Here is a 12,812-nt window from a genome sequence, read left to right on the forward strand (position 1 = left end):
CTGCGGGCGGCAGCGAACATCCCGCGTTCGACGTCCGGGTGGGACGGCGGGAAGAAGGTGGGCGGACGCAAGAGGCACCTGGTGGTGGACTGCCTTGGTCTGGTCCTGGCCGTCGCGGTGACCGCGGCGAACGTGCAGGACCGCGACGCCGCTGTCCCCCTGCTCGAAAGGCTGCGCGCGATGTACTTCTCCATCCGCCTGGTGTGGGCGGACGGCGGCTATGCCGGCAGCCTGGTCGACTGGGCCCGCGAGAAACTCTGCCTCACCCTCGAGATCGTCAAACGCTCTGACGCCACCGCCGGGTTCGTGGTGCTGCCGCGCAGGTGGGTGGTGGAGAGAACGCTGAGCTGGCTGATGCGCTCGCGCCGTCTGGTGCGTGACTACGAGACGCTGCCCGCCATGCACGAGGCCATGGTGCTGTGGTCGATGACCATGCTCATGAGCGGCCGCCTGGCCCGGCGTCGAACGGAGGCCTGCAGTCGGCCGGCGTCCCGGACGGGGTGAACACCCCAGGCCGCACCTCGAGCACCCACCCCCGCTCCACCAGGCGTTTCGCCTTCGACCGCAGCCCCTCGACCTTCGCCGGGACCGCCTGAAGACCCAGGGCCGCGGCAAGCTGCTGACAGCGCATGCCTTCCCGGCCCGCTTCCGACTCCAGCACGGACATGATCCGCTGGTAATCCGGAGGCAGGACCGACGCCTCCATGCCCTCGTCCCTGTGCGGCACCACCGACCCCGTCACCGCGCTTGCCACCGGCTCCGCGACCACCGCAGGCGGCTCAGCCAGCACCTCGGCCACCGTCACCCTGGCATCCGCCAGCCGCGTCAGCTTGCTCTCCGCCTCGACGAGCGCCGCCCGCACCCGCTCGGCCTCCTCCTGCAACCGCGCTACCTCTTCCCGGACCTTCTTCTCCCGGGCCTCCAGCAGACCGAGCACCGACGGCACCAGCCACCTCCACAAGCGGGACGAACGGACGAAACACGCCCATCTCTCCCGCCGCCAGGCGGAGTTCATGCCCACCCAGCCCGAACCAAATGATCACGTTCGGAAAGCGGATGGCGTCTGAGATCAGCCCTGCGCAGGTCATAGCGCGGTCACTCACCTTCTTCTCACCCTGCTCTTCCGATCCGACTCCTACGATTCCCCGGTGCCCGTCCCCCACCGGGTGATCACGGATGACTTCGGCAGAGGGAATGCGAGCGTTGAGTCAAAGACGGAGCAGACACCGCAGATCGCGTGTGCGGGTGTCGCTGGGGATCGCGGGCGTGCTGGCGGTCGCGGTGGGGGCCGGGATCACGGCGCTGGCTCAGGCCAAGCAGCCCGCTGGACCGCAGCCGTACGCATTGCAGCACGAATTCGCCGCAGCGGCCCAGGAGTTCCACGTGCCGCAGAGCGTGCTGATGGCGGTGGCGTATCAGGAGAGCCGGTGGGACAGCCACAACGGCATGCCGAGCACCACGGGCAACTACAACGTGATGGGACTGACCCAGGTCAGCCCGCAGGCGCTGAAACGGCCTTCGGACAAGGACCGGATGGCCGAACTCGACATGCGCGGTGACGACCACCGGGGCAAGTTCCGCCCGGACGCGCGGGTTCTCGCGGACGTGGGCGCGGTGCGGGCGTCCGCTCCGGCGCTGCAGACCCTCGACCAGGCCGCGAAGCTGATCGGCCAGCCGGACAGCACGCTGCGCGGAGACATGGGCAAGAGCGTACGTGGTGGGGCCGCGTTGCTCGCGCGCTACGAGAAGGCGGCCACCGGCACTCTTCCGGCGGACCCGGCGCAGTGGTACCCGGCGGTGGAGCGGTTCAGCCAGTCTCCGGACTCCGCGGGCGCGGTGCAGTTCGCGCGGCGGGTCTACGCCCACATCCGTACCGGGCTGAGCCGCACCACGACCGACGGACAACAGGTCACCATGTCCGCCCAGCCGGCACTGCGGCCGCACATCACGAGTGCGGGCTACCGGCCGACCGACTACTCGACCGTGGGCGGAACCACCACGGGATACGCCCCTGCCGGGTTCGCCGTCCCGGCAGACGGGACCACGACGCCGACTCCCGAGTGTCCGTCCGGTCTCGTCTGCAACTTCGTCCCGGCCGCGTACACGCAGAACGACCCCAACGACAAGAGCAACTACGGCAATTACGACATCGCGAACCGTCCGGCGGACGGCAACACGATCCGGGACATCGTCATCCACGACACGGAGTCCGACTACGCGACGACGGTCAACCAGTTCCAGGACCCGACCGCATACGCGAGCGCCAACTACGTGATCCGTTCCTCCGACGGGCTGGTCACTCAGATGGTGCCCGATGAGGACATCGCCTGGCACTCGGGCAACAAGTTCGTCAACATGCACTCCATCGGGATCGAGCACGAGGGCTACGCGGTCAGTGGCGCGTCCTGGTACACCGAGTCGGAGTACGAGTCCTCCGCGGCGTTGGTGAAGTACCTGGCCGCCAAGTACGGCGTCCCCCTCGACCGCGAACACATCTTCGGGCACGACAATGTCCCCGGCCCGCTGGACGCCTACGTCGCGGGCATGCACTGGGACCCTGGCCCCTTCTGGGACTGGACCCACTACATGCAGCTCCTGGGCGCGCCCATCGGCTCCAACCCGGTCGGCGATCCGCTGCAGGCCGGTGAACTGGTCACCATCGCACCGCCGTTCACCACGGCCAACGAGCCCCCGGTCGACAACGCCTCCGCGCAGCCGGCCAACTTCGTCTACCTGCGCACCGGCCCCTCCACCAGCGACCCGCTGATCGCCGACCCCTACCTGCACACCTCCGGCCCCGGCACGACCACCGCCTACGACTGGGGCGACAAGGCAGTGGCCGGGCAGCGGTTCGTCGTCGCCGCCCAGCAGGGCGACTGGACCGCCATCTGGTACAGCGGGCAGGAAGCCTGGTTCGACAACCCCGGCGGCCAATGGACCATTCCGTCCGGCGACACCAGCCAGACCCTGATCACCGCCAAGGACGGCGCCGCCTCGATCCCCGTCTACGGCCGCGCCTACCCCGAGGCCGGCGCCTACCCCACCGGCGTCACCGCACAACCGGTCACTCCCCTGTCGAAGTACACCGTCGCGGCCGGCCAGCTCTACCTCGCCCAGCCCGCCGTGAAGGGCGACTTCTACAACTCGGTGAACATCGACGGCAGCGCCACCGACGACCGCACCCTCGTCACCGGGGCGACCACCTACTACCCGATCCAGTACAACGGCCGCCTCGCCTACGCAGCCACCGCCGACGTCAAAACCATCACCCCGGTCGCCCCGTCGGCCACCGGTGTCACGATGCAGCCGGGCCAGTTCCTCATCCCCGGCCACAGCCTGTCCAGCGCCGGCATGACGCTGACCATGCAGACCGACGGCAACCTCGTCGCCTACCTCAAGACCGGCAGCACCGGGAACGGCCCGGCCGTATGGGCCAGCGGCACAGGCGGCCACACCGGCGCCTACGCGATCATGCAGAACGACGGCAACCTGGTCATCTACAAGAGCGGCGGAGGACCGAGCACCGGCGGCGCCCTCTGGTCCACCGGCACCTGGGGCCACTCCGGCGCCTACGCCACCCTGCAAAACGACGGCAACTTCGTCGTCTATGCCAGCGGCGGCGGCCCGACCACCGGCGGTGCACTGTGGTCGACCCACACCTACAAGCGCGGGCAGACCATCGCCTCCGGCCAGAAACTCTGGGCCGGCTGGTGGGCTCAGGCCCAGTACACCCGGCTGGTCATGCAGCTCGACGGCAACCTGGTCATCTACCGCAACAGCGACGGCACGGCCATCTGGTCCAGCCTCACGTCAGGCCACTCCGGCGCTTACGCCTACATGCAGAGCGACGGCAACCTCGTGGTCTACAAGAGCGGCGGCGGCCCCAGCGCCGGCGGCGCCCTCTGGTCCACCGGCACCTGGGGCCACTCCGGCGCCTACGCCACCCTTCAGAACGACGGCAACTTTGTCGTCTACAAGAGCGGCGGCGGTCCCAGCACCGGCGGCGCCCTGTGGTCCACCGGCACCTACAAGGACGTGCCCTGACACAACTGACCACACAGGAATGAGACCCTGACCGACTGCTCTGTCCGGCCGCCGCCTGGCAGAGCAATCCGGTTTTCTCGTCGCGTCGGGCGTGGGTGTACCCGGCCGCTGCCGCCCGCTCCAGTGCGGTGGACAAGTCGGGCGCGTGGTCAGCGAGCATCGTCAGCCCCTCGTGCAGGTAGCGGTAGGCGGTCGGCAGCGAGATTCCGTCGTCCCGGGCGAGCTGGGCCAGCCGGGTGTCGTCGACGAACCAGCGCAGCACGAGCACCGCCTGCCGGAAGACGCCCAGCGCGCGAGTGCCCCTGCGAGTGCCGAGCAGTTCACGATGCCCGCGCAGCAGCTTCGTGAGATGCTCCGCGGTCCCCCTGCGGACATCCAGGACAGCGGTGTAGGTGATACTGGAGGGCACGTGGAGCCTCTGATTGTACGGAACGTGATCTTCGCAGACGTGTTCCTACCAGGGGCTTCATCCCTGCCTGACGCCAGGTCGACATCCCGCCGACCGGCCTGTCATCGGGCACAGCAACCGTCGCGTTGTCGTGAAGACCTCAGTGAACTGGCGCAGTCAACCAGGAACAGACCGGAGTGTTTCGTGGAGTTGACCAGAATGCGTTGCACCATGCTCGTCGTCCTCGGTGCGGTGCTCACCGTGGGTGGCTGCACGTCCGGTACGGCCCACGAGGCCAGCAGTACAGCCGGTGCTCCGGCAACGTCCGCGGCGGGTCCAGCGGCGATCGAGATGATGGATGACATCACCGCGGTGTTCGAGAACGGTGCCACCGCTCCGCAATACGCCTACATTACCGATCTGCACGACGGCTGTGGATACACGGCGGGGTGGATCGGGTTCTGCAGCCAGAGCGGCGACATGCTCGCGTTGGTCAAGAGGTACAACGCAGTCGCAGCCCACAACGTGCTCGCGAAGTACTCCTCCGTCCTTCAGCGACTGGCCGACTCGGGAAGTGACGACACCGGCGCGCTGGGCGCGGCGTTCGTGCGCGACTGGAAGAAGGCCGCCCTGGACCCGGCCTTCCGGAGGTTGCAGATCCAGGTGGGACACGACACGTACCTCGCCCCTGCCATGAAGCTGGCCGCGCAGGAGGGGGTGAAGAGTGAGCTGGGTCTGGAGAACCTCTACGACACCGCCCTGATGATGGGCCAGACTTCCGACGACTGCGACGGCATGCTGAAGATCGCCCACGAGACCGACAAGCTGCTCGGGGGCAGCCCGGCCTCCGGGGTGAACGAGGTGACATGGCTGGCCCGGTTCAACACTGCCCGCCGCAAGCACATGGAGCACCCCTGCACCGCCGGCCGCGAGAACGACTGGCCGCAGGCGGTCGACCGGTCGCAGGCTCTGCAGGAGCTCGCGGACCACGGCGAGTGGGATCTGAAGGCTCCGCTGACCGTGGGCGCCGACTTCAGACTGACCATCGGCAGGCCGCGGGACTGACGCGTCCTTCACGGCGCCGACCCGCTCATCTGCTTTGCGGACTTTTTTCGCGTGCTTCAACAGTTTCTGTACGACAAGCAGTTTTAAGCCACTAGTGTCTGGATCTCGTGCAGACCATTCCGGAGGGCTCGGCGCCCGCCGGGGACAGCGTGACGCGAGAGGCGTCGCCGTCTCCCGACATCCCCATTCAGGAGCCGCCCCACGGGCCTGCCGTGGCCGGTTCCCCGGCCGAGCCCACCGGCGACACACGGAACCTAAGTGGCCTGCCGATACGACGCCTCACCCCCAAACCCATCTTCGTCGACATGTCAGGAGGCCGCCGCAGGCGGCTGCGCATCCTGGTGGCGGCGTTGGTGACTCCGGCAGCGGCCTACGTCGCCCTGCTCGTCAGCACCTTCCTGGGCGGCCCGACCCTGCCGGCGCTCCTGCCGCACCCCCTTCGGCCCCAACCGGGCGCCGTCGCAGAGCACGCGCACGAGATGCACCGGGCCGGGACATCCCCGACGGCCGCGGCGGCCGGCACCGCTCAGCGGCACCGGAGCGCGGGCCTGGCGACGACCGTGTCGAAGGCCATCGGCGGCACGTCCGCCAAGGCGAAGTCACCCTCGACGGTGAAATCGTCCCCGACGCCGAAACCGTCCCCGACCGCGACGCCGTCCCCGAGTCCGACGGGGTCCCCGAGTCCGACGCGGTCCCCGAGTCCGACGCGGTCCAAGGGCCCCAAGCCGCCCCCGCACCCGAAGCAGACCCCGACCGGGCCGCCCTCTGCCTCACCCACCCACGGCACACTCGGGCTCTGACGGCCTACCAGGTCCTCCGTCCTCTGCTCCACGCCCGCAGTTCCATTCCAGAACTCGTCACTCATCCCAGAAATCACCGATGTGAGCTCTTCCCCACGGCGTGGCCGTACCGCCCGCGAAACGCCGGTGCGCACCCACTGGGTGCTGCTGGCGACCATGGTGCTGACCCTCACCCTCACGCTGCTCGTCGAGGGTTACACGCAGCACATGTTCGGCTTCCAGGACGATGGCGGGAACCCCCCGCAGGGACCCGCCGACAAGGTGCCGCCCTCGGTCGAGAACGGCGGCCCGGTGATCTCGTCCACCGGATCCACACCGGTCTCGCTCACCCCACCGGCGCACACCGTGGTACTCACCTTCGACGACGGCCCGGACCCGACCTGGACCCCCAAGGTCCTGGCGACGTTGGAACGGCACCATGTGCCCGCGACCTTCTTCCTCGTGGGCACCGGCGTGGCCACACACCCCGGACTGGTCGCCCGGATGGCGAAGGATCACGACGAACTCGGCCTGCACAGCTTCACCCATCCCTACCTGCCCGCCCTGCCCAACTGGCAGCGCACGCTGGAGATGCGGGAGGACCAGCTCGCGGTGGCCGGCGCCTCGGGAGTCATCAGCAGCCTTTTCCGGCCCCCCTACTCCTCCAGCGCCGACGCGGTGGGCAACGCCGACTGGTCCGTGATGCGACAGCTCGGCCGGCAGGGCTACCTGACTGTGCTCGTCACCCAGGACAGCGAGGACTGGCAGAAGCCCGGCGTGCAGCGGATCGTCCACAACGCCACCCCGCCCAAGTCCACCGGCCAAGTGATTCTCTTCCACGACGCTGGCGGTGACCGCGCACAGACCATCGCCGCGCTCGACAGACTGATCCCACGACTCAAGGCGCGCGGCTACCGCTTCCAGACGGTCAGCCAAGCCTTCCACCTCACCGGCGCCAACCGCCCGGCCTCCACGAGCCAGCACCTGCTCGGCGTCGGGCTGCTGTGGCTGCTCAAGGGGGCGCTCTGGGGTCTCGACGGACTCGACCTGCTCCTGCTCGTAGCCGGAGTGCTGGGCATCCTGCGCGCCGTGATCTCCATGATCGCCGCTGCCAGGCACCGGCGGCACGCCAAGACGGCGTGGGGACCGCCCGTCACCGAACCGGTGTCGGTGATCGTCCCCGCCTACAACGAGTCGGCCGGTATCGAGGCGACCGTCCGGTCCCTGGTCGCATCGGACCACCCGGTCGAGATCATCGTCGTGGACGACGGCTCCACCGACGGCACCGCCGACATCGTCGAGGCACTCGGACTGTCGGGCGTACGGGTGATCCGCCAGCAGAACGCGGGCAAGCCCGCCGCCCTCAACACGGGGATCGCCGCCGCCTCGCACGAGATCGTGGTCATGATGGACGGCGACACGGTCTTCGAGCCGGACGCGGTCCGCCATCTGGTGCAGCCGTTCTCCGACCCACGGATCGGAGCGGTCTCCGGCAACGCCAAGGTCGTCAACCGGCGCGGCTTGCTGGGCCGTTGGCAGCACATCGAGTACGTCGTCGGCTTCAACCTGGACCGGCGGCTCTTCGATCTGGCCCGGTGCATGCCCACCGTGCCGGGCGCGATCGGCGCCTGGCGCCGTGCCGCACTGGTGCGCGTCGGCGGTGTCTCCGAGGCGACACTCGCCGAGGACACCGACCTCACCATGGCGATCTGGCGGGATGGCTGGCGCGTGGTCTACGAGGAGAAGGCGATTGCCTGGACCGAGGCTCCCGCTTCCCTCGGCGCCCTGTGGCGGCAGCGTTACCGCTGGTGCTACGGGACCCTGCAGGCGATGTGGAAGCACCGCCGGGCCGTCCGCCAGAGCGGCGCGGCCGGCAGGTTCGGCCGACGCGGGCTGCTCTTCCTGCTGCTTTTCCAGGTGCTGCTGCCGTTGTTCGCACCCTTGGTCGACGTGCTGAGCGTGTACGGGGTGATTTTCCTCGACCCTGTCCACGTACTGCTGCTGTGGTGCTCGTTCCTGCTCATCCAGGTAGTCACCGGGGCCTATGCGTTCCGCCTCGACGGCGAACGGCTCGGACCGTTGTGGAGCCTGCCGTTCCAGCAGTTCGTGTACCGACAGCTGATGTACCTCGTGGTGGTCCAGTCGGTCGCCACGGCCCTGTCCGGCAGCCGACTGCGCTGGCAGCGCATGGAACGCTACGGCTCCCACCAGGAAGCACCGCTGTCACCGGCAACGGGGGCCCGGGGCTGACGGCAGCGGTTGCCCTGCTGGCACCCACAGTCACAGCCCGAACCGCCGTCATAGCCGCAGCCGCAACCCCCGCAGTGGTTCACCGTCGACCAAGCGCAGAGCATCCTGGACGAACTCCCCGCCGAGTGGCGGACGATGTGTCTGCTTGGCTTCTACACCGGACTGCGCTGGGGTGAACTCTCCGGCCTGCACCGCCACCGCATCGACCGGCGCCGCTCGCGCCTGTTCGCGGTGGAGGTCAACACCAAGAGCGGTATCAAGGAGTACCCCAAGAGCTCCAAGAGCCGCCGGGAAGTCCCGCTCCCACCGCACGTCCTGGAGCCGCTCGACCGTCACATCCACCGGCTCGACCATGACGCGCTGGTCTTCACCACCATCACCAAGGGCCGCTCCGGACGCCGCCTCGACGACGGCAACTGGCGACGGCAAACCTGGTGGCCGGCCGTCGAAAGCGCCTACTACTTCGACACCGACGGCGAGCAACACCTCGTCCCGCACTACCCACCGCACTCCATGCGCCACGCCTGCGCCTCCTGGCTCGTCCAGAAAGGAGTCTCCCTCTACGAGGTCCAGCACCTCCTCGGACACGAGAGCTTCCAGACCACCCAGCGCTACGCTCACCTGCAACCGGACGCGCACAAGGCCGTCCTCGGAGCCTGGGAACGCCTGGACGTTCCGCTGACAATCGCCGCATAAACGTTTCTCCGCCCTGTCCTCCACGGACAGGGCGGAGGCGTCATGTGAGGACCAGGCACCTCCAGTGGGCGGGACCGTGATCACGGATGGTCGGGGTGGTCCTCCGTGGGAAGCGATCAGCGGCCCTGGGCGTCGACGGCCAGGGGTGAGCATAGAGGTCGCCGCGCAGCAGCTCTCGCAGAGCCTCACGGCTGTCCGGCGGAGTCCGCAGTGGCGAGCCAAGCGGGTCGATCTTCGCTGCGTACTCTTCGGCCCACTGCAGCCATTCCGGCTCGACCGCCAGAGTCGATGCGCTGTCGGCTTGTGCGCGTGCTGCGTGGCAGAAGGCGCGAATCTCGACAGCCTGATGCCACGCCTTCACCTGCTCGATCAGGACCCTCGCTCGATGCCTTTCAACTTGCTGCTCCCGCGCCTGAGCGATCGCCGCGTACCACTGACGCTGCTGCTCGGCCTCGCGGAGCTTCCTTTCACGCTGCTGGCGCTCGGCCTCCGACGCGAGGTGTTCGAGATCGCGCAGAAGGTGCCCCAGTCGGGACTCCAGTGACCATCGGGCTCCGTCGCTGTACGAGTACGAATGCTGGTACCGGCTTCCAGCCGGTGCGCCGATCGCCAGGCGTCCGTTGAACTCCTCGTCGTACTTGGGGAGACGCGTCCAGGGACTGCGTTGCTGCTGGCGAACCTCCTGGGGAGTCGACTCGTGGCGCACCTTGGTCGTCCGCTCCGTGAGCGCGAGCGGAAAGGCGATAACCAGCGAGTGCACGACTTCACCACGGTGGAGGTCGGTCTGAGTCTCCAGCGCGTAGCCGCGGTTCTCGGCCGCCGTCAGGAGCGCGTGCATGATCCGCAGGTCTCGGTCGACGAGTAGACGTGACAGGTAGAGGGGAATGACCTCGGGCCTTCCTCGGGTGTCGACCACAGTCCGGGACCTGCCGAGAGCCTTGCACGTCGCGCGGACCAGACGGTGAAGGCGGTCCACGCTTTCGGGTACATCGATGGTCGGCACTGGGGGAGGCTGGGCCGCCTTCTCCGCCTTCTCGTCGACCAGCGTGAAGACGCAGTCGCCCCACTGCCGACCGGCCCAGCGCAGCTTGTGTCCCTCCAGTACGTGGCCGTGGTGCAGCGCACTTTAGTAGGCCGCCCGCCACCGCCCGCGGGTCTGCGGTCCAGGGTTCGGTACGGTGATTTTTCCCGAGGCGGTTCGTAGCCGGGAGATCAAGTCTGCTCCGTCAGTGGGGGCCTTTACAGCCTGATCAGCATCTCCTTCCAGGCGGTCCTTCTCTGCTTACACCTCACGAGGGTGCATTCCGTGCTTGAGGTAGTAGCGGCCATCCGCTGTGACGACGACCACGTGGCTGCTGCCGCGCCAGGTCCTCTTGATCAGCCCGCGCTTCTCAAGGGCCAAGCCGTATGGATGCTCTCGGGCGGGAGAGCCACGGCATCAGAAGCACCCGCGACTTCCCGGAGCATGTCGGCCTGCTTCTCCGTCAGTGCATACTTCACGGTTCCCGGCCTCCAGTCGACGAGCTGTGGGCGGAGGGCCACGATAGGCCGGGGCGAGCAGCGAGAACCACAACCCATCCCACGTATGGCTTCCACGGCCCCGTCCGGACGCGCTGAGGTCGGTCGTTGAAGTGAGTCAGCGCGCTTCGTGCGTGACGCTCGTTTGACGCTCTGGGCCCCTGGCAGCCCGTCTCCCGAGCCAAGAAACCTCCTCTGACCTGCGACTTCTCCAGCTCCCGCTCGCTGCGACATCTTTTCGATGACGCATCATGTGGAGTGCGTGGTGGTTCTTGAGCCTGCCGCAAAGGGACTCTGACCCCTTCCCTCGGATCTGGTGGCTGGTCAGGGGAGGAACCTGTCGGCCAGGAGTCGTGCGATGGCCCAGTCCTGCAGGGCGACGCCGACGGTCTTGAACACGGTGCGCTTGCGGTGGTGGGCGGGCGCGGAGGTCAGGGCGGTGCCCAGTTCGGTGAGGTCGTCCCGGGCGATGGTGCCGGCCCGCAGAGCGTGGATGATCTCGCCGGACTCCTCGAGGACGGCGTCGAGTTCGTCGACGACCACAGTGCTGGTGACCAGCAGTTCGTCCGGCAGTTCACGCATGGTGGGGCGGAAGGCGCCGATGGCGTTCACGTGGACCTGGGCGGGCAGGGCGGATTCGGGGAAGAGGGGGCTGGTCGCGGGGGTGGCGCAGCACACGATGTGGGCGTCGCCGACGGCGCGCGCCGGGTCGGTGGAGACGCGGATCTCGGTGCTGTCCAGTTCGGCGTGCAGGGTGGTGGCCAGGGCCTGGGCGCGTTCGGTGCTGGTGCCGACGATGGTCAGGTGCCGCAGCGGGCGGACCGTGTGGACGGCGCGGACCTGGTCGGGGGCCTGGCCGCCGGCGCCGATCAGGGTGAGCCGGTCGGCGTCGGGTGCGGCGAGGAGGTCGGTGGCGACTCCGACGGCCGCGCCGGTGCGCAGCGTGGTGACGGCACCGGCGTCGGCGATCAGGTGGTCGAGCCGGTCCAGGGTGCTCCATACGACCGTGCCGGTGATGGCGGGCACGCGGTCGAAGTTCACGCTGAGAGTCTTGACCATGGCGGACTGGGTCGGCCGGTGATGGGCGGACATCACCAGGAACCGCCCGTCCCGCAGCGCGGTGCGTGTGGGCATCTCGAACTCCCCGCCCGCCAGTCCGGCGAACCCGCGGCGCACGGCGTCGATCGCCTCGCGCATCGACACGGCCTCACGGACCTCGTGCTCACTGAGGCTGATGGTCTTCATGGGGCTCCGTCCGTCGGTGTTTCCCGGCCCGTGTCGAGCAGGACACATCTGGGTGAGGTATTACACCTTACGTTGGGGTCGATTGGCGGCGTTCTCCGGCCTGACGTGTTATGCATAGGGCGTGACCCCATCGCGTCCGGCAGCCGCCCTTCCTCAGCTCAAGTCGGTCAGCCTCCGTGAACAGGCGCGGGAGGCGCTGCGGACCCGGATCGTGCTCGGGGAGATCGAGCCGGGGCAGGTGGAGAGCGTCATCAACGTGGCAGCCGAGCTGGGCGTCTCCGTGACGCCGGTCCGGGAAGCGGTCATGGACCTCGCCAACCTCGGCATCGTCGAGATCATCCGCAACCGTGGCTTCAGGGTGCCGGTCCTCACCGACCACGACCTGGACGAGATCTTCCGGCTGCGCACCATGCTCGAAGCCCCGGCCATGTCCGAAGTCACCGAGCTGCTCGACGGCCAGTCCGTTCCGCAGTTCCGGCAGCTGGCCGAGCGGATCACCGAGGCCGCCCGGGACGGGGACCTGACCTCCTTCCTCGATCTCGACCGGCAGTTCCACCTCGGCCTGCTGGAACTGCTGGGCAACCGCCGTCTGGTCGCGATGGTCGGCCAACTGCGCGACCAGGCCCGGATGCAAGGTCTTCAGAAGCTCGCGAACCAGGGAGAGCTGACCCGTTCCGGCGAGGAACACATCGAGATCGTGGACGCCATCGAGTCCGGTGCCGCCGAGCCGGCCGCCGAACTCATGCGCAGGCACCTCGCCCACAGCCGCGGTATCTGGGCGGGACGGGCCGAGAACGACTCCTGAGTCGGGCGGCGCACGCGGGCGA

At 68.5% G+C, this 12,812-nt stretch carries 9 protein-coding genes and 2 pseudogenes; 6 read left to right on the forward strand and 5 right to left on the reverse strand.

Annotated elements, in window-relative coordinates; all coding sequences use genetic code 11:
* The coding region (locus ACFYZB_RS27645; protein WP_388763321.1) for a transposase at positions 1 to 504 on the forward strand (504 nt) is incomplete at its 5' end.
* On the opposite strand, the gene ACFYZB_RS27650 is transcribed toward ACFYZB_RS27645, so the two are convergent.
* Positions 437 to 946, reverse strand: a complete 510-nt coding sequence (locus ACFYZB_RS27650; RefSeq protein ID WP_388763323.1) for a hypothetical protein — start codon at positions 944 to 946, stop codon at positions 437 to 439. The genes ACFYZB_RS27645 and ACFYZB_RS27650 overlap by 68 nt on opposite strands.
* Positions 947 to 1,245: 299 nt before the next feature.
* Between ACFYZB_RS27650 and ACFYZB_RS27655 the strand changes: the two genes are divergently transcribed.
* Positions 1,246 to 4,044 carry an N-acetylmuramoyl-L-alanine amidase gene (locus tag ACFYZB_RS27655; RefSeq protein ID WP_388763325.1) on the forward strand — a complete coding sequence of 933 codons (2,799 nt, stop codon included), beginning with the start codon at positions 1,246 to 1,248 and terminating at the stop codon, positions 4,042 to 4,044.
* Positions 4,045 to 4,123: 79 nt separating this feature from the next.
* Here ACFYZB_RS27655 and ACFYZB_RS27660 read toward each other — a convergent pair.
* Positions 4,124 to 4,453: pseudogene (locus ACFYZB_RS27660) on the reverse strand (IS5/IS1182 family transposase); the annotation flags it as partial.
* Between the two features lie 198 nt (positions 4,454 to 4,651).
* Between ACFYZB_RS27660 and ACFYZB_RS27665 the strand changes: the two are divergent.
* The gene (locus ACFYZB_RS27665) at positions 4,652 to 5,497 is read left to right on the forward strand and encodes a chitosanase (RefSeq protein ID WP_388763327.1); all 846 of its coding nucleotides are present in this window, start codon (positions 4,652 to 4,654) and stop codon (positions 5,495 to 5,497) included.
* Between the two features lie 526 nt (positions 5,498 to 6,023).
* Here the strand turns inward: ACFYZB_RS27665 and ACFYZB_RS27670 are convergent.
* The gene (locus ACFYZB_RS27670) at positions 6,024 to 6,362 is read right to left on the reverse strand and encodes a hypothetical protein (RefSeq protein ID WP_351607661.1); all 339 of its coding nucleotides are present in this window, start codon (positions 6,360 to 6,362) and stop codon (positions 6,024 to 6,026) included.
* 91 nt (positions 6,363 to 6,453) lie between these two features.
* On the opposite strand from ACFYZB_RS27670, the gene ACFYZB_RS27675 reads away from it, so the two are divergent.
* On the forward strand, positions 6,454 to 8,526 hold the full coding sequence (locus tag ACFYZB_RS27675) for a bifunctional polysaccharide deacetylase/glycosyltransferase family 2 protein (RefSeq protein WP_388763514.1): 2,073 nt from the start codon (positions 6,454 to 6,456) through the stop codon (positions 8,524 to 8,526).
* A gap of 87 nt (positions 8,527 to 8,613) precedes the next feature.
* Positions 8,614 to 9,222 (forward strand): annotated as a pseudogene (locus tag ACFYZB_RS27680) (tyrosine-type recombinase/integrase); the annotation flags it as partial.
* Positions 9,223 to 9,262: 40 nt separating this feature from the next.
* On the opposite strand, the gene ACFYZB_RS27685 reads toward ACFYZB_RS27680, so the two are convergent.
* Together ACFYZB_RS27685 and ACFYZB_RS27690 are read right to left on the reverse strand one after the other, a co-directional pair.
* Positions 9,263 to 10,225 (reverse strand): hypothetical protein, encoded by a 963-nt coding sequence (locus ACFYZB_RS27685; protein WP_388763328.1) that lies wholly within the window; start codon positions 10,223 to 10,225, stop codon positions 9,263 to 9,265.
* An 839-nt stretch (positions 10,226 to 11,064) separates the two neighbouring features.
* Entirely contained in the window at positions 11,065 to 11,985 is a 921-nt protein-coding gene (locus ACFYZB_RS27690; RefSeq protein WP_388763329.1) for an ornithine cyclodeaminase family protein, read from the reverse strand.
* Between the two features lie 121 nt (positions 11,986 to 12,106).
* Here ACFYZB_RS27690 and ACFYZB_RS27695 point away from each other — a divergent pair, with 121 nt between their 5' ends.
* Positions 12,107 to 12,790: a GntR family transcriptional regulator gene (locus ACFYZB_RS27695; protein WP_388763331.1), complete on the forward strand. Its 684-nt coding sequence runs from the start codon at positions 12,107 to 12,109 to the stop codon at positions 12,788 to 12,790.
* The last annotated feature ends 22 nt before the right edge of the window (positions 12,791 to 12,812 follow it).

Origin of the sequence: Streptomyces sp. NPDC001852 (assembly GCF_042891825.1) — a bacterium.
Lineage (GTDB): Bacteria > Actinomycetota > Actinomycetes > Streptomycetales > Streptomycetaceae > Streptomyces.